At 73.0% G+C, this 24,752-nt stretch carries 24 protein-coding genes; 12 read left to right on the plus strand and 12 right to left on the minus strand.

The annotated features are described in order from the left end of the window. Positions 1-4 precede the first annotated feature (4 nt). The 5 genes from ACFC51_RS17140 to ACFC51_RS17160 all read right to left on the minus strand — a co-directional run bounded on the left by ACFC51_RS17140 (position 5) and on the right by ACFC51_RS17160 (position 3,579). Positions 5-523 carry an SRPBCC family protein gene (locus ACFC51_RS17140; RefSeq protein ID WP_376529408.1) on the minus strand — a complete coding sequence of 173 codons (519 nt, stop codon included), beginning with the start codon at positions 521-523 and terminating at the stop codon, positions 5-7. Between the two features lie 193 nt (positions 524-716). Further along, positions 717-1,472, minus strand: coding sequence for an anti-sigma factor domain-containing protein (locus ACFC51_RS17145; RefSeq protein ID WP_376529411.1), 756 nt, complete (start codon positions 1,470-1,472; stop codon positions 717-719). After that, a complete protein-coding gene (locus tag ACFC51_RS17150) occupies positions 1,469-2,053 on the minus strand; it encodes a sigma-70 family RNA polymerase sigma factor (protein WP_376369592.1) in 585 nt (194 codons plus the stop codon). Before ACFC51_RS17150 ends, ACFC51_RS17145 begins: the two co-directional genes overlap by 4 nt. Before the next feature lie 96 nt (positions 2,054-2,149). Then, entirely contained in the window at positions 2,150-2,620 is a 471-nt protein-coding gene (locus ACFC51_RS17155; protein ID WP_376369591.1) for an ABA4-like family protein, read from the minus strand. Next, entirely contained in the window at positions 2,617-3,579 is a 963-nt protein-coding gene (locus ACFC51_RS17160; RefSeq protein ID WP_376529414.1) for a hypothetical protein, read from the minus strand. Before ACFC51_RS17160 ends, ACFC51_RS17155 begins: the two co-directional genes overlap by 4 nt. 104 nt (positions 3,580-3,683) lie before the next feature. Here ACFC51_RS17160 and ACFC51_RS17165 point away from each other — a divergent pair, with 104 nt between their 5' ends. Beyond that, positions 3,684-4,349: a MerR family transcriptional regulator gene (locus ACFC51_RS17165; protein WP_376369589.1), complete on the plus strand. Its 666-nt coding sequence runs from the start codon at positions 3,684-3,686 to the stop codon at positions 4,347-4,349. A 108-nt stretch (positions 4,350-4,457) separates the two neighbouring features. On the opposite strand, the gene ACFC51_RS17170 is transcribed toward ACFC51_RS17165, so the two are convergent. Continuing rightward, the gene (locus ACFC51_RS17170) at positions 4,458-5,300 is read right to left on the minus strand and encodes a siderophore-interacting protein (RefSeq protein ID WP_376414655.1); all 843 of its coding nucleotides are present in this window, start codon (positions 5,298-5,300) and stop codon (positions 4,458-4,460) included. A 65-nt stretch (positions 5,301-5,365) separates the two neighbouring features. Further along, the gene (locus ACFC51_RS17175) at positions 5,366-6,274 is read right to left on the minus strand and encodes a 5'-3' exonuclease H3TH domain-containing protein (RefSeq protein ID WP_376529664.1); all 909 of its coding nucleotides are present in this window, start codon (positions 6,272-6,274) and stop codon (positions 5,366-5,368) included. Positions 6,275-6,537: 263 nt separating this feature from the next. Between ACFC51_RS17175 and ACFC51_RS17180 the strand changes: the two genes are divergently transcribed. From ACFC51_RS17180 to ACFC51_RS17195, 4 genes are all read left to right on the plus strand, one after another. Then, the gene (locus tag ACFC51_RS17180) at positions 6,538-7,629 is read left to right on the plus strand and encodes a glycine betaine/L-proline ABC transporter ATP-binding protein (RefSeq protein WP_376372597.1); all 1,092 of its coding nucleotides are present in this window, start codon (positions 6,538-6,540) and stop codon (positions 7,627-7,629) included. Beyond that, positions 7,622-10,249 (plus strand): ABC transporter permease/substrate binding protein, encoded by a 2,628-nt coding sequence (locus ACFC51_RS17185; protein ID WP_376529417.1) that lies wholly within the window; start codon positions 7,622-7,624, stop codon positions 10,247-10,249. The genes ACFC51_RS17180 and ACFC51_RS17185 overlap by 8 nt, the downstream gene beginning before the upstream one ends. A gap of 191 nt (positions 10,250-10,440) precedes the next feature. Then, positions 10,441-10,986, plus strand: coding sequence for a helix-turn-helix domain-containing protein (locus tag ACFC51_RS17190; RefSeq protein ID WP_376372592.1), 546 nt, complete (start codon positions 10,441-10,443; stop codon positions 10,984-10,986). A gap of 14 nt (positions 10,987-11,000) precedes the next feature. Continuing rightward, the gene (locus tag ACFC51_RS17195) at positions 11,001-11,705 is read left to right on the plus strand and encodes a helical backbone metal receptor (RefSeq protein ID WP_376529419.1); all 705 of its coding nucleotides are present in this window, start codon (positions 11,001-11,003) and stop codon (positions 11,703-11,705) included. On the opposite strand, the gene ACFC51_RS17200 is transcribed toward ACFC51_RS17195, so the two are convergent. Further along, a complete protein-coding gene (locus tag ACFC51_RS17200) occupies positions 11,644-12,798 on the minus strand; it encodes a TDT family transporter (RefSeq protein ID WP_376529422.1) in 1,155 nt (384 codons plus the stop codon). The genes ACFC51_RS17195 and ACFC51_RS17200 overlap by 62 nt on opposite strands. 70 nt (positions 12,799-12,868) lie before the next feature. Between ACFC51_RS17200 and ACFC51_RS17205 the strand changes: the two genes are divergently transcribed. Beyond that, positions 12,869-13,807, plus strand: a complete 939-nt coding sequence (locus tag ACFC51_RS17205) for a LysR family transcriptional regulator (protein ID WP_376529425.1) — start codon at positions 12,869-12,871, stop codon at positions 13,805-13,807. A 20-nt stretch (positions 13,808-13,827) separates the two neighbouring features. Here the strand turns inward: ACFC51_RS17205 and ACFC51_RS17210 are convergent, their stop codons facing one another. Both ACFC51_RS17210 and ACFC51_RS17215 read right to left on the minus strand, forming a co-directional pair. After that, positions 13,828-14,541 (minus strand): gamma-glutamyl-gamma-aminobutyrate hydrolase family protein, encoded by a 714-nt coding sequence (locus tag ACFC51_RS17210; RefSeq protein WP_376372583.1) that lies wholly within the window; start codon positions 14,539-14,541, stop codon positions 13,828-13,830. Positions 14,542-14,653: 112 nt separating this feature from the next. Then, positions 14,654-15,391 carry a FadR/GntR family transcriptional regulator gene (locus tag ACFC51_RS17215; protein ID WP_376529427.1) on the minus strand — a complete coding sequence of 246 codons (738 nt, stop codon included), beginning with the start codon at positions 15,389-15,391 and terminating at the stop codon, positions 14,654-14,656. Between the two features lie 95 nt (positions 15,392-15,486). On the opposite strand from ACFC51_RS17215, the gene ACFC51_RS17220 reads away from it, so the two are divergent. From ACFC51_RS17220 to ACFC51_RS17230, 3 genes are read left to right on the plus strand one after another with little or no spacing between them, the layout of a single operon-like run. Beyond that, a complete protein-coding gene (locus ACFC51_RS17220; protein ID WP_376372578.1) occupies positions 15,487-16,848 on the plus strand; it encodes a glutamine synthetase family protein in 1,362 nt (453 codons plus the stop codon). Between the two features lie 8 nt (positions 16,849-16,856). Then, positions 16,857-18,221 (plus strand): aldehyde dehydrogenase family protein, encoded by a 1,365-nt coding sequence (locus ACFC51_RS17225; protein ID WP_376372576.1) that lies wholly within the window; start codon positions 16,857-16,859, stop codon positions 18,219-18,221. A 6-nt stretch (positions 18,222-18,227) separates the two neighbouring features. Next, positions 18,228-19,019, plus strand: a complete 792-nt coding sequence (locus ACFC51_RS17230) for a 3-oxoacyl-ACP reductase (protein WP_376529430.1) — start codon at positions 18,228-18,230, stop codon at positions 19,017-19,019. Positions 19,020-19,161: 142 nt separating this feature from the next. Here the strand turns inward: ACFC51_RS17230 and ACFC51_RS17235 are convergent, their stop codons facing one another. Next, positions 19,162-20,364 (minus strand): amino acid deaminase/aldolase, encoded by a 1,203-nt coding sequence (locus ACFC51_RS17235; protein WP_376372571.1) that lies wholly within the window; start codon positions 20,362-20,364, stop codon positions 19,162-19,164. A 498-nt stretch (positions 20,365-20,862) separates the two neighbouring features. On the opposite strand from ACFC51_RS17235, the gene ACFC51_RS17240 reads away from it, so the two are divergent. Further along, on the plus strand, positions 20,863-21,726 hold the full coding sequence (locus tag ACFC51_RS17240; protein ID WP_376529666.1) for a hypothetical protein: 864 nt from the start codon (positions 20,863-20,865) through the stop codon (positions 21,724-21,726). Further along, positions 21,723-22,967 (plus strand): type VII secretion-associated serine protease mycosin, encoded by a 1,245-nt coding sequence (gene mycP, locus ACFC51_RS17245; RefSeq protein WP_376529433.1) that lies wholly within the window; start codon positions 21,723-21,725, stop codon positions 22,965-22,967. Before ACFC51_RS17240 ends, mycP begins: the two co-directional genes overlap by 4 nt. A gap of 20 nt (positions 22,968-22,987) precedes the next feature. Here the strand turns inward: mycP and ACFC51_RS17250 are convergent, their stop codons facing one another. After that, positions 22,988-23,896 (minus strand): serine hydrolase, encoded by a 909-nt coding sequence (locus ACFC51_RS17250; protein ID WP_376529436.1) that lies wholly within the window; start codon positions 23,894-23,896, stop codon positions 22,988-22,990. An 86-nt stretch (positions 23,897-23,982) separates the two neighbouring features. On the opposite strand from ACFC51_RS17250, the gene ACFC51_RS17255 reads away from it, so the two are divergent. Continuing rightward, a complete protein-coding gene (locus tag ACFC51_RS17255; protein ID WP_376529439.1) occupies positions 23,983-24,747 on the plus strand; it encodes an SseB family protein in 765 nt (254 codons plus the stop codon). The last annotated feature ends 5 nt before the right edge of the window (positions 24,748-24,752 follow it).

Below are 24,752 nucleotides of genomic sequence, written 5' to 3' on the forward strand. Positions count from 1 at the left end.
ACGGTCAGCCGACGGGCCAGTGGGGAACCCGGCTCCTGGCGGGCTCGGGCTCCGCGGGCCGGACGTGGCCGTCACGGATGGTTCCCCGCCAGGCGCCGCCCTCCTGCCCCAGCCCTTCGATGAACTCCTTGAAGTGACCGAGTTCGGCGCGGACCAGGCGGCGTGTGAGCCCCGGGGCGTGCGCGAGGAGGGCCGCGCCGCCGTGGGGCCCGTGGGTGATGCTCAGGGTGACCGTGGTGCGGCCCGGCTCCGTCGCGCGGAACGACACCTCACCCCGGTGATCCGAACGCCGGCCCAGACTCCGCCACGCCACCCGGGAATCGGGCTGCTGATCCACGATCTCCGCGTCGAACTCGCGGCGCAGCGGACCGAATCCGATCACCCAGCGGGTGAGGTTGGGACGGATCTGCTCGACCTTCTTCACGACGGTCATGAACCGGGGGAAGCTCTTGAACTGGGTCCACTGGTTGTAGGCGGTGCTCACCGGCACGGCCACATCGATCGTCTCTGCAACGGTGCTCATGGCCCACCTGTCCTCGGGCGCTGCGCTGGTCGGTGACGCCACGCGCCACGGCCCCCACCTCGGGACGCGTCCTTGCCCAATCTGCACCGGCTTCCCGGTCACCGCCACTCAGGACGACGAACGCCCGGCCACGCTCCGTACGGGTGTGTACGGAGCGTGGCCGGGCGTCGGGGCACGCTCGGACGGGGCGGGTTCAGGCGTCCTGGAACGCCACCAGGGCCACCGGGGCCGAGGTCGGCTGTTCGGATCCGCCCGCCGGCTCGACGGTGATGCCCATGCCGGAGGCGCGGCCCACGGGCCCGTCCAGCAGCACCGCGTCGTCCTTCGCCGACGGATTCATGAGACCGGCCGATCGCATGGTGCCGCCGTCGTCGAACCACAGCTGGTACACCTTGCCGCCGGGCGGCGGCGCCAGGTCCGACGTGAGGAACACCGCCCGGTCCACGCTCTGCGAGACCACGACCGTGCCCCGGGCACCGCTGCCGAGGTCCGCGGCACGGGTGGTGGCGTCCGGCGCGGTCAGCACCTTCGCCACCTCCTCGTTGTGCTGCTGGGCCCGCGCGGTCTCCTGCTGGGCGTCCTGGGCGACCTGGTTCTGCCAGACGGCGACCCCGCCGAGGGCGGCGGCCGCGGCCAGGCACGCGGCGAGCGCGTAGCGCGACCAGCGGCCGGTCCGGCCGGGGGAGGCCCCGGAGCGGGAGCCCCGCCCGTGGGGCGGCGGTTCCTGCCGTACGGTCGTGATGTCCCGCAGCACCCGGTCCCGCAGCGCGGGCGGCGCAGCGGCGGTCACGGCGAGCCCGAGCCGGGCGGCGGTGGCGGTCAGCTCCCGTACCTCTTGGGCGCACGCCTCGCAGGCGCCCAGATGCCGCTCGAACGCGAGGCGCTCGTCCTCCGGCAGCGCGTGCAGGGCGTAGGCCCCGGTCAGCGTGTGCAGTTCGGCCGTGCTCATGCGCTCACCCCCAGGCAGTCGCGCAGGCGGATGAGGCCGTCACGCAGCCGTGTCTTGATGGTTCCCAGCGGTACGGACAGGAGCTCGCCGACCTCCCGGTAGGTCAGTCCGCGGTAGTACGCCAGCGTCACCGACTCCCGCTGGAGCTCGGAGAGCGTCCGCAGACAGCGCCGGACCTGTTCTCTCTCCAGCCGGCTCTCGACCTGCTCCGAGACCTCGTCGAAGTCCGGGGTGCGGTCGAGCAGCGCGGCCTTGTGTTCCCGGGCAGCGGTCGCCTCGGCCGACCGGACCCGGTCCACGGCGCGGTGGTGGGCGAGCGTCAGTACCCAGTTCATGGCGCTGCCGCGGGCAGGCTGGAAGCGGGGAGCGGTCCGCCACACCTCGACGAGGACCTCCTGGGCCACCTCCTCGGACTGGGCCGGGTCACGGAGCACGCTCCGCACCAGGCCGAGGACCGGCCCGCTGACATGGTCGTACACCCGGGTGAAGGCGTCCTGGTCGCCACGGGCGACCTGGACGAGCAGATCCTCCAGGCCGGGGCCCTGCGAAGGGACCCCACTGATGTGTACGGCTTCTCTCACGCGGACGGTCCTCCCGGAGCACGCATCGGATTCCTGTGTGATTCGGAGCCGGAGCGCCCGCGGATTGGTCGGAGGTTCCACCGGCCGCCCGGCCGGCTACCGGCCCTCCGGCGGACCGGAGTGCGCGTACGCGGACTCCGGCCTCCGGGACCTGGATCCTACGGCCGCCCGGACGACCAGGAGGACCAGCAGCCCTAGCGGGGAGAGCAGGATCGTCAGCACCAGCAGCGGGCCCGTCACCAGCGGGGACAGCCCCAGCCTGCGGGACTCCAGGAACATCCACTGGCCCAGCAGGAGATCCCACGCGATGATCTGCGCCCAGACCGCCCCGGCGCCGTTCGCCAGTGCCGTCAGCTCGCGGAACGTGTCGATGCCGGGGCTGCTCACCGCTGCCCACAACTCCGGGAACACCGGGACGGCCATCACCGCCCAGAGGGTGAGCACCGGCAGGACGGTCAGCGGGGAGGCGGCGAGGCGCCGTGTGGGGCGCCATCGCGGTGCGAGGATCATGAGCAGCCAGAACGGGGCGACGGCCATGAACGTCATCTCGAAGAGCGCTCCGGTCACGACACGGGCTCCTTCCCGGGCGCACCGGCACGCGGGGCGTCGGCGCCCGGCCGCAGCGCCACGAGGGCTCCGGCGGCCGTGGCAGCGGTGATCAGTCCCGCGGCGGCGAGCGTCGCACCGTCGGGGTGGACCAGCGGCTGGCCGCGGAGCGCCTGCCAGGTCACCAGGGCGACGACGGCTGCGTAGGTGCCGGAGGCGACGAGCACCAGACCCTGACGCACGCGGGGGTCGCGCAGCCGGGTGATCCGGGGGGCGAGGAACATCAGGGCGAGCAGGAACAGCGGGAGCACCTGCAGGGCGTGCATGCCGACGAAGTGCGGGACACGCAGGTCGCCGCCGGTCGTCGACCAGCCCGTCAGGGCCATCGAGGGGCCGCCGTCCGGCACGCCGACCGCGTGGGCCCCGACCACGTCGGCGGTGTCGAGGCCGCCCGCCGCACGCTGGCCGGAGGAGGGCCGGGTCATGAGGAAACCGAACGCGGCACCCACCAGGGCGATCAGCACCCCGGACCGCACGGCCCAGGCGGAGGCGCGGTCGGCGATCCGTGCCCGGAGCAGCAGGAGCGCGATGACGAGGGTGCCCGCCCAGAGGATCACGACGGTGACGGCCATGACCTCGTAGAGCGTCGAGTCGAGCGGGGTCGCGTGGTTGAAGTGGCTCCGCCTCCCCCTGATCGCCTGAACGGTGATGACCGCCGTCTCCGCCGCGCACGCGAGGGCGACGACGGTCCCCGCCCACCACCCGACGCGCCGGGCACGGGTCGGGAGCGTCAGCATCCAGGCGAGGGTCAGTGTGTACGCCCCCAACGAGACGGCGAACTTGAACGGCTTGGCCCAGACGGGTGCGCCTTCGAGGACGCGGTCGTCCACCAGGATCCCCACCGCGCCGACGGCGGACATCACGGTCATCGAGACGGCGAAGAGGACTAACGGCCGGTGCCAGGTGCGCCAGGACTGCATGGGGACCCCCCCTGAAAAATGGATAGTGGTGCTTTCCGCTATCCGATAGGGGAACTATCTATGATGGAGGTCGGCCTGGCAAGCTTCCGAAAGGTGAACGCACAGTGCGCATCGGTGAATTGAGCCGTCGGTCCGGGGTGCCCGTACCGACGATCAAGTACTACGTACGAGAGGGGCTGCTGCCCGCGGGCGAACTGACCAGCCCGAACCAGGCGCGCTACGGCGACGGGCACGAGCGCAGGCTGAGGCTGGTGCGGGCCCTCCTGGACGTCGGGGGGCTCTCCCTGTCCGCCATCGCGGAGGTCCTGAGGGCGATCGACGACCCCGGGCAGCCGGTGCACGAGGTGCTCGGCGTGGCGGCCAACCGCATCACCTCCGCGGAGGCTGCGGAGTCCGGGGAGGTGGCGGCCGAGTCCGCCGAGGCGCGGGAGGAGGTCGCCGCGCTGCTGGCACGGCGTGGCTGGCGGGTGAGCGAGGACAATCCGGCGGCGCTGTCCCTGGCGGGCGTGCTGGCCGCGCTGCACAGGGCGGGCCACGGCGGATTCACCGAACTGCTCGACGTCTACGCGGACGCGGCGGAGCCCGTGGCCCACGCCGACCTCGACTACGTCCGGCGGCGGGTGGCCCGCGAGGACCTGGTGGAGAGCGTCGTCGTCGGCACGGTGCTCGGGGAGGCCATGTTCGGGGCCCTGCGACGGCTGGCCCACGTGGATGCCTCCGCCCGCGCGTACGGGGAGACGGACGGGGCGGAGGAGGCCGGAAGGCCGTGAGGCGGGCCGGCCGGCGGGGCCGGGCGGCTTCCAGGCGGGCCGGCCGCCGGGGCGGAACAGCGGAACCCGGCCGCCGTCCAGGACGGCGGCCGGGTTCCGGGGGGAGGGTTAGGCGGCGCTCTCCTGCTCGCGTTCCACCTGCTCGTTCCACTCGCGCTTCACCGCGCGCCAGGCGTCGTCGTTCTGGCCGAGGCGCCAGTAACCCGAGATCGACAGCTGCCGCAGGGGGATGCCGCGCTCCAGGCGGAGATGGCGCCGGATCTCCTTCACGAAGCCCGCCTCGCCGTGGACGAACGCCTGCACCTCGCCCTCGGGGAAGTCGAGCCCGGCCACCGCCGCGACGAGGGACTCGCCGACCGGACGACCGCCGCGGTGCAACCACGTCAGTGAGACGCCCTCGGGTGCCGCGAGCTTCTGCTCCTCCGAGGCGTCCGGAACCTCCACGAAGGCGTGCACCAGCGCACCCTCGGGCATCTGCTCCAGCGAGGCGGCGATGGCGGGCAGCGCACTCTCGTCGCCCACCAGCAGGTGCCAGTCCGCCGAGGCGTCCGGGGCGTATCCGCCGCCGGGGCCCAGGAAGGTCACCTGGTCGCCGGGGAGCGCCCGCGCCGCCCAGGGGCCGGCCAGGCCCTCGTCGCCGTGGACCACGAAGTCCACCGCGAGCTCACGGGCGTCGGGGTCCCAGGAGCGGACCGTGTACGTGCGGGTGGTGGGCCACAGCTCGCGCGGGTGCTCCTCGCGGATCGCCGCCATGTCGAAGGGGTGGGTGTACTCCGCCCCCTCGGGGGCGAAACACAGCTTGATGTAGTGGTCGGTGTGTCCCGCGAGCGTGAAGCCGGCCAGGCCCTCGCCGCCGAGGACCACACGCACCATGTGCGGGGTGATCTGCTCGGTGCGCAGAACCTGCGCCCCCTGCGCCTTGGGTGCCTGGCGTTGCGGCCGCTCTGCCACGAGGTTCTCCCTGCTCTGGACATATATGAGGATCGGCGTACTTAGGATTACCTAAGCTAGCACCTTCATGTCTGGAGCGTCAGGAGAAGGCGCTGGAGCGCGTTCCCCAGGCCCCACCGCGTCGCGAGGGCCTCCAGGGCGGCGGGGTCGCGGGGTTCGCGGGGGAGTGCGGGGTCGAATTCCGGCAGGGGGACGTCGCCGGCGACACGGACGACCTTCGGGGCGACCGCGACGTAGTCCCGGGCCTCGTCCAGCCGCTTGCGCTGCGACGGCGTCAGCCTGGCCGCGGGGTCGTCCACCGCGGCCATGATCCCGGCCAGGTCGCCGAAGGCGTCCAGCAGCTTCGCCGCCGTCTTCTCGCCGATGCCGGGCACCCCCGGGAGCCCGTCGCTCGGGTCGCCGCGCAGCAGGGCCAGATCGACGTACCCGCCGCCGTCCACGCCGTACTTCTCCCGCAGCCACGCCTCGTCGGTGACCTGGAGCGTCCCCACACCCTTCAACGGGTAGAGCACCCGCACCTCGCGGGCGTCGTCGACCAGCTGGTAGAGGTCGCGGTCCCCGGTGACGATGTCCACGGGGCCGCCGGCGCGCCCGGCCAGGGTGCCGATCACGTCGTCCGCCTCGTAGGGGGAGACACCGACCCGGGCGATGCCCAGCGCGTCCAGTACGGCCTCGATCACCGGGACCTGCGGCGAGAGGGTGTCGGGGATCTCCTCCTCGTCGGGGGTTCCCGCGGTGGTCTCGACGGCCACCCGGTGGGCCTTGTACGTCGGGATCAGGTCGACCCGCCACTGCGGGCGCCAGTCGGCGTCCATACAGGCCACCAGGTCGTCCGGCCGGTGGTCCTGGACGAGCCGGGCGATGAAGTCGAGCAGGCCGCGCACGGCGTTGACCGGGGTGCCGTCCGGTGCGCGCACCGAGTCCGGGACGCCGAAATAGGCGCGGAAGTAGAGGGAGGCGGTGTCGAGGAGCATCAGGCGTCGCGTCACACCCCGATGATGCCGCACCCCGCCGACACCCCGGGCGGGGTGGAGGGCGCGGTTCCCGGAATGGCGAATTCACGCGAGTGAACTGGATCACACACGTGTTTGGGTCGTATAAGCGAGGGCAGGCGCGGCACCGGAGCGGATCACGTCCATTTTCAACGATGCGCGTGTTCTGCGGGCCGAATCCGCGCCGCTCCACGTTCTGCCCACGGGGGTGGCAGACCGTTCTCGGTTCAACGCGTGAGGTGTATGTGTCAAGGCTGCAAGCGGAGCACCTGTACAAGGTGTTCGGCAGACGACCCGATCAAGCCGTGCGGAAGCTCGAAGGCGGTACCCACCGCGACGAGCTGCGCGCCGACGGAACGACCGCAGCGGTGATCGACGCCTCGTTCACCGTGGAGCCGGGCCAGATCTTCGTCGTCATGGGGCTCTCCGGATCAGGGAAGTCCACCCTGCTGCGGATGCTCAACGGCCTGCTGGAGCCCACGGCCGGCCAGGTGCTGTTCGACGGTCAGGACCTGACCGCGCTCAGCCCCCGCGAGCTGCGCAGTGTCCGCTCCACCAAGATCAGCATGGTCTTCCAGCACTTCGCGCTCTTCCCGCACCGGAGCGTGCTGGAGAACGCGGCGTACGGCCTCGAGGTCCAGGGTGTCCCGAAGGCCGAGCGGGAGGCGCGTGCCGCTGAGGCGCTGGAGATGACCGGCCTCGCCGGCTGGGAGAAGTCCTGGCCCGACGAGCTGTCCGGCGGCATGCAGCAGCGTGTGGGCCTGGCCCGCGCGCTCGCCACCGACGCCGACCTGCTGCTGATGGACGAGTCCTTCAGCGCGCTCGACCCGCTGATCCGCCGTGACATGCAGGACCAGCTCCTCGAACTGCAGAAGCGTCTGAAGAAGACCATCGTCTTCATCACCCACGACCTCAACGAGGCCATGCGCCTCGGCGACCGCATCGCCGTGATGCGGGACGGCGAGATCGTGCAGCAGGGCACCGCCGAGGACATCCTCGTCCGGCCTTCCAACGACTACGTCGCCTCCTTCATCCAGGACGTCGACCGCTCCCGGGTGCTCACGGCCGGCTCGATCATGGAGACGCCCGATGCGGGCCGTTCCCACGACGACGTGCTGGCGGACGCCCCCGCGACGGTGACCTCGGAGACCCCCATCGCCGAGCTCTTCACCCCGTGCTCCACCAGCGGCGCGGACGTCGCCGTCACCGGTGAGGACGGCGGGGTCATCGGTGTCGTGCCGCGGGACAGGCTGCTGGCCGCCCTCGGCGAGGAACCGCAGGTCCACCAGCAGATACCGGTACAGAGTGAGGTCAAGAAGGTGATCGCCGGTGCCTAGGTTCACCTTCGGCGCGTGGGTCGAGGACGCGGTCGACTGGCTCCAGTCGAACCTCACCTGGATCTTCGACTTCATCAAGACCGTCCTCGGCGGCATGTACGACGGCGTCAACGCCGTGCTCGGCGGGGGTGAGCCCCTGCTGATGGCCGGGATCTTCGCCGTCATCGCGTTCTGGCTGCGCGGTGTCGTCCCCGCCGTGCTCACCTTCGTGGGCTTCGCGCTCATCGACTCCCTCGCCCTCTGGGACGAGGCGATGGCGACGCTGTCCCTGGTCGTCGTGGCCGCGGTCATCACCATCGTGATAGCCGTGCCCACGGGCATCTGGGCGGCGCGCAACAACCGCGTCAGCTCCGCGCTCCGGCCGGTGCTCGACGTCATGCAGACGATGCCCGCCTTCGTCTACCTGATCCCCGGCGTCATGTTCTTCGGCGTCGGCGTCACGCCCGGTGTGATCGCCACGATCGTCTTCGCGATGCCGCCCGGCGTCCGGATGACCGAGCTCGGCATCCGCCAGGTCGACAGCGAGCTGGTCGAGGCCGCCGAGGCCTTCGGCACCACGCCGAAGCACACCCTCACGCGGGTGCAGCTCCCGCTCGCGCTGCCGACGATCATGGCCGGAATCAACCAGGTCATCATGCTGGCGCTCTCCATGGTCGTCATCGGCGGCATGGCCGGCGCCGGCGGTCTCGGCGAGAAGGTCTACGCCGCGATCACCCAGCTCCAGGTCGGCCTGGCCGCCGAGAGCGGGATCGCCGTCGTCATCCTCGCCATGTACCTGGACCGGATGACCGGTGCGCTGAACGAGCGGGTCTCCCCGCTCGGCCGCCGCGCGGCCGCCAAGGTCGCCGCCGGTGCGCGGAAGCTGAAGTTCGCGCACTACAAGCCGGGCACCGCCGTCGCCATGACCGGTGTCGTCGTCCTCGCGCTCGTCGCGGGCGGCCTCAACATCGCGGGTTCCTCGGACTCCGGGGCCTCGCAGGCCGGCGGCACGGACGTCGGCAAGGGCGAGAAGATCAACATGGGGTACATCCCCTGGGACGAGGGCATCGCCTCCACCTACCTGTGGAAGGAGATCCTGGAACAGCGCGGCTTCGAGACCGGGATGACCCAGCTCGACGCCGGACCGCTGTACTCGGGTGTCGCCCGCGGCGACATCGACTTCCAGACGGACTCCTGGCTGCCGACCACGCACAAGGACTACTGGGACAAGTACAGCGACCAGCTGGACGACCTCGGCTCCTGGTACGGGCCGACCTCCCTGGAGCTGACGGTCCCCTCGTACGTCAAGGGCATCGACTCGCTCGAGGACCTCAAGGGCCAGGGCAAGAAGTTCGACGGCAAGATCATCGGTATCGAGTCGAGCGCCGGGATGATGGGCACCCTGAAGAAGAAGGTGCTCAAGGAGTACGGCCTGGAGGGCGAGTACGAGGTGGTCTCCTCCAGCACCTCCTCGATGCTGGCGGAGCTCAACGCCTCGATCAAGAAGAAGGAGCCGGTCGTGGTGACCCTGTGGTCGCCGCACTGGGCCTACGGCAAGCACGACCTGAAGAAGCTCGAGGACCCGAAGGGTGCCTGGGGCAAGGGCGAAGAGGTCCACACCGTCGCCCACAAGGGCTTCGCGAAGAAGTCGCCCACGGTCGCCAAGTGGCTGAAGGACTTCAAGCTCAGCGAGAAGCAGCTGACCAGCCTGGAGAACGAGATCCAGGGAGCCGGCCAGGGCAAGGAGCAGGACGGCGTCCGCAGCTGGCTGAAGAAGAACCCGGGCCTCGTCGACAAGCTGGCACCGGTGCCGGGCGGCGGCGGCGCGCAGCAGGGCAAGGACGCGGGCAAGACCGTCAACCTGGGGTACTTCCCCTGGGACGAGGCCATCGCCTCCACCTACCTGTGGCAGAACATGCTGGAGGACCGCGGCTACAAGACCTCGGTCAAGCAGCTCGACCCCGGCCCGCTCTACACGGGACTCGCGCAGGGCCAGCTCGACGTCCAGTTCGACTCGTGGCTGCCGACGACGCACAAGGACTACTGGAACCAGTACAAGGAGAACCTCACGGATCTCGGTTCCTGGTACGGGCCGACCTCCCTGGAGCTGACGGTCCCCTCGTACGTCAAGGGCATCGACTCGCTCGAGGACCTCAAGGGCCAGGGCAAGAAGTTCAACGGCAAGATCATCGGTATCGAGTCGAGCGCCGGGATGATGGGCGTGCTGAACAAGAAGGTGCTCAAGGAGTACGGCCTCGAAGGTGAGTACGAGGTGGTCTCCTCCAGCACGTCCTCGATGCTGGCCGAGCTGAACCGGTCGATCAAGAAGAAGGAGCCGGTCGTGGTGACCCTGTGGTCGCCGCACTGGGCCTACGGCAAGCACGACCTGAAGAAGCTCGAGGACCCGAAGGGTGCCTGGGGCAAGGGCGACCAGATCCACACGGTCGCCAAGAAGGACTTCGCCAAGGACTTCCCGGAGCTGACGGGCTGGCTGAAGGACTTCGAGCTCAGCGAGGCGCAGCTGGCCTCGCTCGAGGTGGAGATGCAGAAGGGCGGCGCGGGCAAGGAGAAGGAGTCCGCCCGCCGCTGGATGGACGCCAACCCGGACGTGGTGGCGAAGCTGGCGCCCGTCGGCAGCTGATCCACGCCTTCCCGCCACGACGGAGGGGACGGCCCCGGTAGCGCACCGGGGCCGTCCCCTTCAGGCTTGTCAGGAGGAGTCCCCGAAGGTTCTCGTCCCTCCCCGGCCGCCCGCTTCCCCCTCCGTGCCGCGAACGACATGCGTAGGGTGCTGGCAACCGGGAGGATGGCGATCCGGGGAGGGAGCCGGACATGGACGACAAGGAAGCCCTTCGAGTGGGTGCCGCGGTTCGCCGACGCCGCAGGACGCTCGGACTCACCCTGGCCGCGGTGGCCGGGCGCAGCGGACTGTCCGTACCGTTCCTCAGCCAGATCGAGAACGAACGGGCCAGACCCAGCCCCCGCTCGCTGGACCGGGTGGCGGAGGCGCTGGAGACCACGACCGAGCGGCTGCGGGCAGCGGCCGACTCGGCCCGCGCGGTGGACGTCGTCCGCGCGGACGACGAGGACGGTGTACGCCGTCTGGTGCGCGGGCGGCACCAGCTCAGCGCGCTGGAGTTCATCGGCGAACAGGACCTCGGGCGCGAGTTCCAGCACCGCAACGACGAGGTGATGTACGTCGTGGAGGGCGCCGTCGAGGTGGAGGCCGAGGGGCAGGCCCACCGGCTGGGCAAGGGCGACACCCTCTTCCTCTCCGGCGGTGTCCGGCACCGGTGGCGGGCGACCGTCCCGGGCACACGCCTGCTGGTCGTCTCGGTCGCCGAGCACATCGACGCGACCTACGACTCGCGCCGCTGACCGGGGGAGCGCCGATGCGTGTCGTCTCCCTCGTCCCGTCGCTCACCGAGGCCGTGGCCGTCACCGGGCCGGGACTGCTGGTGGGGGTCACCGACTGGTGCAGCCACCCGGCCGGGCTGCGGGCTGCCAGGATCGGGGGCACGAAGAACCCCGACACCGCAGCCGTGGCCGCCCTGCGCCCCGACCTCGTCCTCGCCAACGAGGAGGAGAACCGGGAGCCGGACCTGGCCGCCCTGCGGGACGCGGGGCTGGACGTCCTGGTCACCGAGGTCCGCACCCTCGACCAGGCCTTCGCGGAACTGGGACGGACCCTCACCGCCTGCGGCCTGGGGCGGCCGCGCTGGCTCGACGAGTCCGAGTCGGCCTGGGCGGCGCTGCCCGCCGCTCCCGCGCCCCGCCCCGCGATCGTGCCGGTCTGGCGCAGGCCCTGGATGGTGCTGGGCCGCGACACCTTCGCCGGCGACCTGCTGGCCCGGCTCGGGGTCCGGAACGTGTACGCCGGCCATCCCGAGCGCTACCCGCGCGTCCCCCTGGACGAGCTGAACGCCTCCGGTGCCGAGCTGGTCGTGCTGCCCGACGAGCCCTACCGGTTCACCGCCGCCGACGGCCCCGAGGCCTTCCCCGGGCTGTCCTGCGTGCTCGTCGACGGACGTCACCTCACGTGGTACGGACCGTCCCTGGCCGAAGCGGCCGGGGCCCTGCGAGCAGCACTCCGCTGAACAGCCCGCCCAGGGTCCGTACGCCGGCGAGCGCCCAGGCGGTGACCAGCAGCGCGTAGAGGCCCACCGCCAGCCAGGTGAACGCGTCCAGACCGGTGTGCCGCGCGAGGCCCGCCGCACCGGTGACGCACGTACCGACCGGGAAGGTGAAGCCCCACCACGTCATCGTGAACCCCATGCCGCGCCGCATCGCGCGCACCACCATCGCCGCGGACAGGGCCAGCCACAGCAGGGCGAATCCCATCACCGGCACCCCGTACAGGACGGCGAAGGCGCCGAACGCGGACGCGTAGGTCGCCCCGATCGCGCCCGGCGCCACGTCGGCCAGCTGGTTGACGGCGGTCGTGGACTGGCCGAGCGGACCGAGCACGAGGAACAGCGTCGGAGTCATGGCCAGGGGCAGCGGGCCCTCGTGGACCAGCCGGGCGAAGACGAGCGGCACGACCACGAGGGTGCCCAGCAGGGACAGCCCGAACATCGCGTAGCAGGCGAGCAGGAGCGCCTCGCGTCCCTGCCCCGGGGGCAGCTCCGGCACCAGCAGCGGACCGACCGCCGCCGAGACCATGGGAGACACCAGCGGCAGCAGCCAGACCGGCGAGGCGGTACCCGGGGCGAGACGGTGGCGCACGACCATCAGGTACGGGACGACCACCGCGACGGCCAGGGCGGCGACCGTGCCCGCCGTGAACAGGACCGTGTCCACGACGACGGCCGCCGGATGCCCGATCACGTCCCGGCCGACCACCAGGGTGCCCGCGCCGACCGCGAGCAGCGCCATGGACATGCAGCCGTGGAAGGGGGCGACGGCCGGATCCATGAGGTGGGCGCGAGCCTGGTCGCGGTGGAGGACCCAGTGCCCGGCCCGGGCCGTCAGCACGACGGCCAGCGCCACGGCGGACAGGGCCCACACCACGACACAGGCGGCCCGCAGGCCCGGTACGTCCACGGGCAGCGCCGAGCCCGCCGTCGCGACGACGGCGGTCCCCATGACCGTCGCGTACCAGTTGGGGCCGAGATGCCGCAGGGACGGGAACCGTACGTCAGGAGGGGAGGAGACGGGACTCCCGGTCTGGGTCCGCGGAAAGATGGCCATGCCACGATTCTCCGCGGGAGGGCCACCGCCCACCAGGGAGCACGGGCCTATGAGGTCATAGGCTGGGGTTATGTCCAGCCCCGCCTCACCGCCCCCCTCCCTGTCCTACCGGGTCCCCGACCTGGGAGCCATGGTGCTCCTGCTCGCCGTCGCACGGCACGGAAGTCTGGGCAGGGCGGCGCGGGACGTCGGCATCAGCCAGCCCGCCGCCTCCGGCCGCATCCGCTCGATGGAACGGCAGCTGGGCGTCGCGCTCCTGGACCGCTCCCCGCGCGGTTCCCGGCTGACCGACGCGGGCGCCCTCGTCACCGACTGGGCCCGCAGGGTCGTCGAGGCGGCCGAGGCGTTCGACGCGGGCGCCCAGGCGCTGCGGGACCGGCGCGACTCCCGGCTGCGGGTGGCCGCGAGCATGACCATCGCGGAGTACCTGCTGCCGGGCTGGCTGATCGCGCTGCGCGCCGACCGCCCCGGGACCGCCGTGTCCCTGGTCGCGGGCAACTCGGCCGCGGTCGCCCTGCGGCTCCTGGCGGGCGAGGCGGACCTGGGTTTCGTCGAGGGCCTCTCGATACCGGAGGGGCTCGACGGCACCGTCATCGCGCACGACCGGCTCGTCGTCGTGGTCGCCCCGTCCCACCCGTGGGCCCGCAGGGGACGCCGCCTGACCGCGGGCGAACTCGCCGCGACACCGCTGATCCTGCGTGAACACGGCTCGGGCACCCGCCAGGTCCTGGACGCCGCACTCGCCGTCCACGGCGGCCTGGCGAGCCCCCTGCTCGAACTCTCCTCCACGACCGCGGTGAAGGGAGCGGCGGAGAGCGGTGCGGGCCCCTGTGTCCTGAGCGAACTCGCGCTGGGGGAGGAGCTCTCCGCACGGCGTCTGGTCAAGGTCCCGGTCGAGGGCGTACGCCTGCGCCGTCAGCTGCGCGCGGTCTGGCCGTCCGGGCACCGGCCGACCGGACCCGCCCGCGACCTGCTCTCCCTGACCGCGCGCGACACCGGCGTCTCCTGAGAGCGGCCGGTCCGCCCGCCTCAGACCGAGGGCACCGGCGCCCCGGCCCGGGCCGCGTCCACCAGGGCCCGCATGATCCGGAGGTCGTCACCCATCTCGGGGTGCCACTGGACCCCGAGCACCCACTGCTCGCCCGGCAGTTCGACGGCCTCCACCGTGCCGTCCGCCGCGTGCGCGGAGGCCACCAGGCCGGGTGCGAGCCGGTCCACCGCCTGGTGGTGGTAGGTGGGCACGGACGCCTCCTCGGGGACCAGCGAGGCGTACAGCGTCCCCGCCACCGGCGTCACCATGTGCTCGCCGAGGACCCCCGCCTTGCCGAACGGCCCCGCGTGCCCGTCCAGATGCTGGGTCAGCGTGCCGCCCAGCGCCACGTTGAGCAGCTGCATACCGCGGCAGATGCCGAGCACCGGCGTGCCGGCCGCCCTTGCCGCGCGCAGCAGCGCCACCTCCCAGCTGTCACGCTCGTGCGCCGGAGGTCCCGTCCTGAAGTCGCGCTCCGCGCCGTACAGCCCGGGGTCCACATCGGCTCCGCCCGCGATCACGAGGCCGTCCAGCCGGGCGACGGCCGCCCCCGCCCGCGCCGGGTCGTCGGGCGGCAGCAGGGCGGCCAGGCCGCCGGAGCGCTGGACCAGCCGGGGGTAGGCGGAGGGGAGCACCGCCGCCGGGAGCTCCCAGACGCCCCAGCGAGCCGCCGGCTCCAGGTAGGTCGTGATGCCGATGAGCGGTTCGTGCATGGTGCGGTCCCTCCGGCGGCCGGTCTGCGGGCCGGCCCGGTGCAATGGTGATGCGTCATACCTTTGTTCGTGCGGAGCCGCCGCGCAAGAGAGGTGAACCGGAAGAGCAAGATCAAGCCAGGAAGCCCCGGAGCAGCGCGGCCGTCCCCGCGCAGTGCTCGCGCGCCACCGCGCGGGCGGCCTCCTCGTCCCCGTCGAGCACCGCCTCGACGAGGACGGTGTGCTGGTGCTGCGAGTGTTCGAGGTTCCGCACCAGCAGGGGGATGCAGTCCAGCAGGTCGTTGACGGTCGCCCGTACGGCCGCGTACCGGGCGGCGAGGGAGGGCGACCCGGAGAGCTCGGCGAGCGTCAGGTGGAAGCGGGTGTCGAGTCGGCGGTAGTCGGGCAGAGGTGCCTCGTGCGTCGCAGCCAGAGCCCCCCGCAGCCGGTCCGTGCCCCCGTCGTCGAGGCCGCGCGACGCGCAGAGCCCGGCCGCCCCCGACTCCAGGACCTCGCGGAACAGCAGGACGTCCTCGAGGTCGGTGCCGGTCACCCGGCGGCGCAGCTCCTCACCGTCGGCAGGACCGGTGCGCGGCAGCACGAACGTACCGCCGTACCGGCCGCGTCTCGCTTCGATCAGCCCCTGGTCCTGAAGCACCTTCAGGACCTCGCGCAGGGTGACACGGCTGATGCCGAGGAGCGCGGCCAGCTCACGCTCGGCCGGCAGCCGCCCGCCGTCCGGCACCAGTCCGAGCCTGAGCACCTGGAGGATCTGCTCCAGCGCCTCCTCGAAGCCGTTGCCCGCACGGACCGGCCGCAGCCTGGGCAGCAGCCGGTCGGCGGACCAAGGCCCCCCGGTCTCTTCCGCCACGTCCCGATTCCCTTCCCCCCAATGGTTTTCTCCCATACCTTAGCGATCCCGGGGGAGGCCGCCTGCCTTCCGGCTGACCGAACGAGGAGTGCCCCGTGGCAGACCGCACACCCCCGCTGGCGACCGACGAGCTGCGCGTGCTCGTGGAGCGGGGCGAGATCGACACCGTCGTCCTCGCCTTCCCCGACATGCAGGGGCGGCTCCAGGGCAAGCGGTTCGCCGCCGCCTTCTTCCTCGACGAGGTGCTGGAGCACGGCACCGAGGGCTGCAACTACCTGCTCGCCGTCGACACGGACATGAACACCGTCGACGGATTCGCCATGTCCTCCTGGTCCAACGGCTACGGCGACTTCGCGATGCGCCCCGACCTCGCCACCCTGCGCCGCGTCCCCTGGCACGAGGGAACCGCCCTGGTCATGGCCGATCTCGCCTGGGAGGACGGCACACCGGTCGTCGCCGCGCCCCGTCAGATCCTCCGTCGGCAGCTGGAACGCCTCGCCGCACACGGACTGACCGCGCACGTCGGCACCGAACTCGAGTTCATCGTCTTCAAGGACACCTACGAGCAGGCGTGGGACCGCGACTACCGCGGCCTCACCCCGGCCAACCAGTACAACATCGACTACTCCGTCCTCGGCACGGGCCGCATCGAACCGCTGCTGCGCCGCATCCGCAACGAGATGGCGGCCGCCGGGCTCACCGTCGAGTCGGCCAAGGGCGAGTGCAACCCCGGCCAGCACGAGATCGTCTTCCGCTACGACGAGGCCCTCGTCACCTGCGACCAGCACGCCGTCTACAAGACCGGCTCCAAGGAGATCGCCGCGCAGGAAGGCGTCTCGCTCACCTTCATGGCCAAGTTCAACGAGCGTGAAGGCAACTCCTGCCACATCCACCTCTCGCTCCAGGACGCCGACGGGCACAGCGTCATGGCCGGCGAGGACGGCACGATGTCCCCCGTCATGCGGCACTTCCTGGCGGGCCAGCTCGCCGTCCTGCGCGACTTCTCCCTCCTGTACGCACCGAACATCAACTCCTACAAGCGGTTCCAGCCCGGTTCCTTCGCCCCCACCGCCGTCGCCTGGGGCCACGACAACCGCACCTGCGCCCTGCGCGTCGTCGGCCACGGCCACTCGCTGCGCTTCGAGAACCGGCTGCCCGGCGGCGACGTCAACCCGTACCTCGCCGTCGCCGGCCTCGTCGCCGCGGGACTCCACGGCATCGAGAACGAACTGGAACTCCCCGAGGCCTGCGAGGGCAACGCCTACACGGCGGGATACGACCAGGTCCCCACCACGCTCCGCGAGGCCGCCGGCCTCTGGGAGGACAGCGGGACCGCCCGGGAGGCCTTCGGCGACGACGTCGTCGCGCACTACCGCAACATGGCGCGCGTCGAACTGGAGGCCTTCGACGCCGCGGTGACCGACTGGGAGCTCCGCCGCTCCTTCGAACGCCTGTGAGGCACCCCGTGACCACCGAACACCGCGTCCTGAACCCGGCGACCGAAGAGCTCGTCGCCACCGTCCCCGCCACCACACCCGAAGAGGTGGACGCCGCCGTCACCCGCGCCGCCGCCGCGCAGCGGGTCTGGGCCGGCCTCGCCCCCGCCGACCGGGCCCGGCTGCTGCGCCGCTTCGCCGTCCTCGTCGACGAACACGCCGAACGGCTCGCCCTGCTGGAGGTGACCGAGGCGGGCCACACCCTGGGCAACGCGCGCTGGGAGGCGGCCAACGTCCGGGACCTGCTGGACTACGCGGCCGGGGGAGTGGAACGTCTGACCGGGCGGCAGATCCCCGTACCGGGCGGGATCGACCTCACCTTCCTGGAACCGCTGGGCGTCGTCGGTGTGATCGCCCCGTGGAACTTCCCCATGCCCATCGCCGCCTGGGGATTCGCCCCCGCCCTCGCCGCGGGGAACGCCGTCCTCCTCAAGCCCGCCGAGACCACCCCGCTCACCGCACAGCGACTGGCCCGCCTGGCCCTGGAGGCGGGCCTCCCCGAGGGCCTCTTCCAGGTGCTCCCCGGTGCGGGGGACGTGGCGGGCAACGCCCTGGTCGAGCACCCGGGGGTCGCCAAGATCGTCTTCACCGGCTCGACCCGCGTCGGAAAGCAGATCATGGCCAGGTGCGCGGACCGCGTGAAGCGGCTGACCCTCGAACTCGGCGGCAAGAGCCCCAACATCGTGTTCGCCGACGCCGACATCGAGGCCGCCGCGGCCGCCGCACCCATGTCCTTCCTGGACAACGCCGGCCAGGACTGCTGCGCCCGGACCCGCATCCTGGTCCAGCGGTCCGTGTACGACCGCTTCCTGGAACTCCTCGTCCCGGCCGTCGCCTCCGTCGTCGTGGGCGATCCGTCGGACGAGAAGACACAGATGGGCCCGCTGATCTCCCGCGCCCAGCTGGAGCGCGTCCGCGCCTTCGTCCCCCCGGACGCCGACGGCATCCGGGGCAGCGCCCCCACCGGACCCGGCTTCTGGTTCCCCCCGACCGTCCTGACGGGCACCGCCCCCGACGCCCCCGTGGCCACCGAGGAGGTCTTCGGCCCGGTGGCCGTGGTGCTGCCCTTCGAGGACGAGGACGACGCCGTACGGCTGGCCGACGCCACCGAACACGGACTGGCCGGCTCGGTCTGGACCCGGGACGTGGGCCGCGCCCTGCGGGTCTCCCGGGCGGTGCGGGCCGGCAACCTCTCGGTCAACTCCCACTCCGCCGTCCGCTACTGGACCCCCTTCGGCGGGTACAAACAGTCCGGGCTCGGCCGTGAACTGGGGCCCGACGCCCTCGCGGCCTTCACCGAAACCAAGAACGTCTTCATCGGCACGGAGGCCTGAGCACACATGACCACCGAATCCGGGAACATCTGCCGCCGCCTGACCGGCCGCACCGCCGTCATCACGGGAGCGGGCAGCGGCATCGGGCTCGCCACAGCCCGCCGGCTGGCGTCCGAAGGAGCCCATGTCGTCTGCGGCGACATCGACGAGAGCGCGGGCCGGGCCGCGGCGAAGGAGGCGGGCGGCACCTTCGTACGCGTCGACGTCACCGATCCCGACCAGGTCGAGGCGCTCTTCGCGGCGGCGTACGACACCTACGGCTCCGTCGACGTCGCCTTCAACAACGCGGGCATCTCGCCGCCCGAGGACGACTCCATCCTCACCACCGGGCTGGAGGCGTGGAAACGCGTCCAGGACGTCAACCTCACCTCCGTCTACCTCTGCTGCAAGGCCGCCCTCCCCTACATGCGGCGCCAGGGCCGGGGCTCGATCATCAACACCGCGTCCTTCGTGGCACGGATGGGCGCCGCGACCTCCCAGATCTCCTACACCGCGTCGAAGGGCGGCGTCCTCGCCCTGTCCCGCGAGCTCGGGGTGCAGTTCGCCCGGGAGGGGATCCGGGTCAACGCCCTCTGCCCCGGACCGGTCGACACCCCGCTGCTCCGGGAGCTGTTCGCCAAGGACCCGGAGCGCGCCGCCCGCAGGCTCGTCCACATCCCCCTCGGCCGGTTCGCCGAGGCGACGGAGATCGCGGCCGCCGTCGCCTTCCTGGCGAGCGACGACTCCTCCTTCGTCAACGCCACCGACTTCCTCGTCGACGGCGGGATCGCGGGGGCGTACGTGACACCGCTCGACTGACGCCCACCGCCGCCGTGAACGGGTGCCGGACGAGGGCACGCCCGGCACCCGTTCACCCCCGGTGGACACCGGCACCGAGCCCGTCCGCCGTCGGTGACGGCCGACGGCGGGGGCGGGGGGCACCAGGGTCCCTGAGACGCCCCTACAGGAAGGTGCGGCCCTCGCCCCGGTACGTCGGCACGGTCGCCGTGATCCGCTCACCCTCGATCAGCCGCAGCTCGTCGAAGCGCTCGCAGAGCTCACCGGCCTTGGCATGCCGGAACCACACCTTGTCGCCGATCAGCAGATCGTCCGCGGGCGCGCCCAGCAGCGGGGTCTGGACCTCGCCCGGACCCTCCTGGGGGTCGTAGCGCAGCCCCTCGGGCAGATACGGCACCGGCAGCCGGTCCGGTCCCGCCGCGCCGGACGCCGGGTAACCGCCGCCGAGCACCGTCACCACGCCCACGCCCGGCCGCCGCACCACGGGCTGGGCGAACAGGGCCGCCGGACGGCCCGTGAACGAGGTGTAGTTGTCGAACAGCCGCGGCACGAAGAGCCCGGAACCCGCCGCGATCTCCGTCACCGCGGACTCGGCGGCGGTGTGCTGCACGCTGCCGGTTCCGCCCCCGTTCACGAACTCCAGGCCGGGTGCCACCGCGCGGACCGCCCGCACGACCTCCGCACGCCGGGCCGCCAGCTCCTTGCGCGCCGCCGCCTGCATGAGCCGGACCGCGCGCGACCGCAGCGGCCGGCCGGCCACCGAGTCGCCCACACCGGCCACATGGCCCTCGTAGGCCATGATCCCGACCAGCCGGAAACCGGGCCTGCGGTCCACCGAGCGGGCCATCCCGGCCAGTTGGGCGGGGGAGCGGAGCGGGGAGCGCAGCGCACCGATCCTGACCCTGCCCCCGAGCAGCCGCAGCGAGGTGTCCAGCTCCAGGCAGACCCGGATCTCCTCCGTGCCGCCGGCCCGTGCCGCGTCGATCAGTTCCAGCTGCGCCGGGTCGTCCACCATCACCGTCACGGCGGCCGCGAGCTTGGGATCGGCCGCCAGTTCGGCGAACGCGGACCGGTCCGCCGACGGGTAGGCCAGCAGTACGTCGTCGAATCCCGCCCGGGCCAGCCACAGCGATTCCGCGAGGGTGAACGACATGATCCCGGCGAAGCCCGGACGTGCGAGCACGCGTTCCAGCAGGGCGCGGCAGCGCACCGACTTGCTCGCCACCCGGATCGGCTTCCCGCCGGCCCGGCGCACCAGGTCGTCGGCGTTGGCGTCGAAGGCGTCCAGATCGACGACGGCCACGGGGGCGTCGAGATGGGCGGTGGCCCGGTCGTAACGGCTCCGGTCAGCGGTGCGGACAGTCATGGCGGCAGCTTGCCAGACGGCCGTACCACTGGGTAGGGGATGTTCGGTGCAGATCGTCCCGCACCCTCGGTCCCGTTCCCACCGGGTGCCACCCACCCCGTAGAGTGACGGTCACACGATCGGCCGACGGCCCGCGCGCAACGGCGGTCCTCCGGCCGTACGGGGCGTGGACCAGGGGGGCGGATGAGTACCGAGGCGCAGCGCGCTCCCGTGCCGCCCCGCCCGGCCGGCCCGCCGTCCGTCCCGGGCGCCACGCCTGCCCCGCCGGTCCCCCGGACCCCGCCTCCCGCGCCCGGCGCGGCGCCCGCGCCCGCGTCTGCCGGCGCGGCGGATGCCCCGCAGCCTCCGCGTCCGCCGTCCGACCCGCCCGCGCCCCGCGCCGAGCCCGTGCCCGCCGTGGAGACGACCACGCGGCTCCGCCCCGTACCGCCGGCGCCGCCCGCCCGGTCCGGCCCGCCGCCACCGCCCTCCGCCACCCGGCGCAGGCCCGTCGGCGCCGTGGACCTCACCCCGCGCCCCGGAGCCGCACAGGCCTGGCCCGGTGCGTACCACGTCCCCGCCGAGACGCCCGCGGAGACCACCACCCGGCTGCGCCCCGTCAAGGCGCGGAACCCCTTCAGAACCGCGGCGGCCGCCGTCTGCGCGGTGCTCGGCCTCGGCCTCATCGGCGGTGCGGTCACCGGCAGCTGGCTCACCGGAGACTCCGCGGCCGAGCCGGGCGACGACAGCGCGTACACCGTGACCCGCTCCCTCTGGCACAGCGCGCCCGTCGACACCCTCTTCCCGCGCACCCTCGACGGCGACGGCGCCGGCCCGGGCTCCACCGACCGGGTCTGGACCCGGGTCGCCGTCGCGAGCGACAGCGACTGCGCGGCGGGCCTGGACCCCCTGCTGCTCAAGACGCTCGGCCCGGTCGGCTGCGAACGGCTGGTGCGGGCCACCTACACCGACGCCACCCGCAGCAGCGTCACCACCGTCGGCATGGTCTTCACCGAGGCGGACGCCGCGGCGATGGGCGCGCTGAGCACCCGGTTCACCACCCAGGACCTCGCGGCCCGCTCCGACCTGATGCCCCGCACCTACCCGGCCGACGACACCGTGGCCGCAGGATTCGGCGACCGTCAGCGGGCCAGCTGGACGGTCCACGTCCTGACCGAGGTGCCCGTGGTCGTGTTCGCCGTCTCCGGCTTCGCGGACGGCCGTACGGTCACCGAGCCCCAGCCCGCCGCCGAGGCCATGGCCGCCGGTGCCACCACGGCCGTCGCGCAGGCCGGGCTCGGCCACGAGGCGAAGGGCGTCGCGGACCGGGTGGAGCGCGCCCTGCGCAGGTCCGTCACCGACCTCACGGAGCAGCCGGAATGACCCGTCCCCGCCGGCTCCGCCGCCTCGCCGCCGTGGCCACGGCCACCGCCTTCGCCCTGCTGCCCGCCGTCCCCGCCCACGCGGACGCCATCCGCGACCAGCAGTGGGGACTGGAAGCCCTGCACACCGGCACCGCCTGGCAGACCACGAAGGGCAAGGGCATCACGGTCGCGGTCCTGGACACCGGGGTCGACGACGACCACCCCGACCTCGACGGCCAGGTGCTCCCGGGCAAGGACCTCATCGGGTTCGGCGCCGGACGCGGGGACAGCAGCTGGGCCCTGCACGGGACGGCGATGGCCGGGATCATCGCGGGCCGCGGCAGCGGCCCCGGCCGGGCCGACGGCGTGCTCGGCGTCGCCCCGGAGGCGAAGATCCTCCCCGTGCGCGTGATCCTCGAGTCCGGCGACCCCGCGCGCAAGAGGGCCCGCGCCTCGCGCGGCACCGCGCTCGCCGACGGCATCCGCTGGGCGACGGACCACGGTGCCGACGTCATCAACCTCTCCCTCGGCGACGACAGCGAGTCGGCCCACCCGGAGCCCGGCGAGGACGCCGCCGTCCAGTACGCCCTCGGCAAGGGCGTCGCCGTCGTCGCCTCCGCGGGCAACGGCGGGGAGAAGGGCGACCGGGTCTCCTACCCCGCCGCCTACCCCGGGGTCATCGCCGCCGCAGCCGTCGACAAGTACGGCACACACGCCGCGTTCTCCACCCGCCGCTGGTACGCCACCGTCAGCGCACCCGGCGTCGACGTCGTCGTGGCCAACCCCGACCGGCACTACTACATCGAGTGGGGGACGTCCGCCGCCTCGGCGTACGTCTCCGGGGCCGTGGCCCTGGTGCGCGCGGCGCACCCGGGTCTCTCGCCCGCGCAGATCAAGACGCTGCTCGCCGACACCGCCCGCGACGCCCCTTCCGGGGGCCGTGACGACGCCCGGGGGTACGGCCTGGTCGACCCCGCCGCGGCGATCGAGGCCGGGGCGAAGCTGCGCCCCGACGACCTGGCCGCACGGGCCGCCGAGGCCGGCCACCACACGGAGTACTTCGGCTCCGGCCCCACCCCGCGGAGTGACGACGGCGGCCCCGCCGGCTGGCTCGCCCCCTCGGCGGGCGGGCTCGGCGCCGTACTCCTCGCCCTGGCCGTGGTGCTGTGGCGCGGCCGGAACGCCGGCGGCCGGAACATCCAGGGCAGGAGCCCCGCCGGGCCCGTGTACACCCCGTTCCCCGGCGGCCCCCTCCGCTGACGGACGTCCGTCCGTCCCGCTCAGTCGGAACCGGCCGCCGCGCCCGTCACACCGGCCGCCGCCTCGGCGACGGACTCCACCAGGGCGATCCCCGCCTCCTTCGTCGCGTGGCCGCGGGACAGCACCGCCAGCAGCAGGGTGTGCCCGCCGCTCTCCACCGAGCCGATGCTGTTGATGTCCCACAGCCCCGTCGTGGTCCGGGGCATCCAGCCGTTCTTCAGCACCGCGCCGGTGCCCGCCGCCGACACCCCCCACCGCTGGTCCGCCTCGACCTGGCCCATCAGTTCCGCCAGATAGGCGCGGGAGGGCTGCGACAGCGCCGAATCCGCACCGGTCACCGCCCGCAGCAGCCGCACCTGGTCGGCGGCGGTGGTCTGCGTCAGCCCCCACGCGTGGGCGGCCTTCGTCCCGGTGAGGCCCAGCCGCTCGTTGGCCGTGTCGAGCCCCTCCTCGCCACCGACCACCTTGAGCAACTCGGTGGCCGAGGTGTTGTCGCTGCGCCGGATCATGGCCTCCGCGTACGCGTGCTCGGCGCCGCTCAGCTCCCGGTCCTCGTCCTGTGCGCGCAGCAGCAGCGCCGCGAGGATGTCCACCTTCACGATGCTGGCGGTGTCGTACGTCCCGTCGCCGTACGTGCCGCCCGCACCGCTCTCCGTGTCCAGCACGGCCACCGACACATCGGCCCCGTCGGCCAGGGGCGCCAGCGCGCCGGCCAGCTCCGCGTCGAGATCCACCTCGGGCTCCTCGCTCGGGCCCGTCGCGGCGGGCGGGCTCGACGCGGACGATACGGCGGCCACGGCCGCGTGCGCGTCATCGGGCGAACGACCCACCAGATACACACCTCCCGCGGCGGAACCGGCCAGCAGCACGGCGGCGGCTGCGGTCACGAGGGAGGACGGCGCGCGCCTGCGCGTTCTGTGACGGGGCATGGCCGGGACGCCAGGCAGCCCACCTGGCAGCAGCCTGTGCCCGACCTGTCGCCCAGGTGAGAGACGCGACCCACTAGGCTCGTCGTGTGGCGCTCAAGAACATCCCGGACTCCGGTTTCTCCGACGACGACGGCACTGCCTCGCCCGAACTGGCGGCGGCCCTCGCGGCCTGGGCCGCCGACCGGACGGCCGTCGGCCCGGTCCTCGCGGCCCTCCGCGACGCCCGGCTGCTCGTGCCGGTCGTCGCCGTCCTGGGCGAGGTGGAGGAGGACGTCGAAGCTCCGGGGAAGGACGGTGGCGGGCGAAAGGCGGGCGGACTGCGCCGCGAGAAGACGAGCGACATGGCGGTACCCACCCTCCAGGCCGGCGACCGGCGCGCGCTGCCCGCCTTCACCTCCACCGCCTCGCTGGCCCGCTGGGACTCCGAGGCGCGGCCCGTCGCCGTACCCCTGCACCAGGCCCTCCAGGCCGCCGCGCACGAGAAGGCGGACACGGTGGTGCTGGACCTGGCGGGGCCCGTCGCCTTCGAGCTCACCGGCCCGGCCCTGCTGGCCCTGGCCGAGAACCGGGTGAGCGCGGACCCTCTCGACGACCCCGCCGTCGTCGCCGCGGTGCGGGAGGCGGTCGCCGCCGAGCCCGCGGTGCTGCGGGCCCACCTCGGCCCCGGCCGTGCCGACGGCACCCTCGCCCTCGTCCTCGCCCCGGACGCGGTGGTCGCCGAGGCCGCCCGCCGGGTCGCCGACGCCCTCTCGGCCAGCGAGGTGCTGCGCGCGCGGCTCGTGCGCGGCATCGACCTGGCGCTCCTGCCGGCCGGTGCCGAGGCGCCGGGCGAGCCGCTGTTCAGCCGCTGACGCGC

Source organism: Streptomyces sp. NPDC055962 (assembly GCF_042270185.1).
Taxonomy (GTDB): Bacteria; Actinomycetota; Actinomycetes; order Streptomycetales; family Streptomycetaceae; genus Streptomyces.

What these genes read in the sequence shown, in the direction of transcription:
- ACFC51_RS17160 (WP_376529414.1), bottom strand. Translation starts at nt 3,579, where the DNA reads ATGCAGTCCTGGCGCACCTGGCACCGGCCGTTAGTCCTCTTCGCCGTC.
- ACFC51_RS17235 (WP_376372571.1), bottom strand. Translation starts at nt 20,364, where the DNA reads ATGACTGTCCGCACCGCTGACCGGAGCCGTTACGACCGGGCCACCGCC.
- ACFC51_RS17200 (WP_376529422.1), bottom strand. Translation starts at nt 12,798, where the DNA reads ATGGCCATCTTTCCGCGGACCCAGACCGGGAGTCCCGTCTCCTCCCCT.
- ACFC51_RS17210 (WP_376372583.1), bottom strand. Translation starts at nt 14,541, where the DNA reads ATGCACGAACCGCTCATCGGCATCACGACCTACCTGGAGCCGGCGGCT.
- ACFC51_RS17195 (WP_376529419.1), top strand. Translation starts at nt 11,001, where the DNA reads ATGCGTGTCGTCTCCCTCGTCCCGTCGCTCACCGAGGCCGTGGCCGTC.
- ACFC51_RS17230 (WP_376529430.1), top strand. Translation starts at nt 18,228, where the DNA reads ATGACCACCGAATCCGGGAACATCTGCCGCCGCCTGACCGGCCGCACC.
- ACFC51_RS17145 (WP_376529411.1), bottom strand. Translation starts at nt 1,472, where the DNA reads ATGAGCACGGCCGAACTGCACACGCTGACCGGGGCCTACGCCCTGCAC.
- mycP (WP_376529433.1), top strand. Translation starts at nt 21,723, where the DNA reads ATGACCCGTCCCCGCCGGCTCCGCCGCCTCGCCGCCGTGGCCACGGCC.
- ACFC51_RS17190 (WP_376372592.1), top strand. Translation starts at nt 10,441, where the DNA reads ATGGACGACAAGGAAGCCCTTCGAGTGGGTGCCGCGGTTCGCCGACGC.
- ACFC51_RS17205 (WP_376529425.1), top strand. Translation starts at nt 12,869, where the DNA reads ATGTCCAGCCCCGCCTCACCGCCCCCCTCCCTGTCCTACCGGGTCCCC.
- ACFC51_RS17175 (WP_376529664.1), bottom strand. Translation starts at nt 6,274, where the DNA reads ATGCTCCTCGACACCGCCTCCCTCTACTTCCGCGCCTATTTCGGCGTC.
- ACFC51_RS17250 (WP_376529436.1), bottom strand. Translation starts at nt 23,896, where the DNA reads ATGCCCCGTCACAGAACGCGCAGGCGCGCGCCGTCCTCCCTCGTGACC.
- ACFC51_RS17140 (WP_376529408.1), bottom strand. Translation starts at nt 523, where the DNA reads ATGAGCACCGTTGCAGAGACGATCGATGTGGCCGTGCCGGTGAGCACC.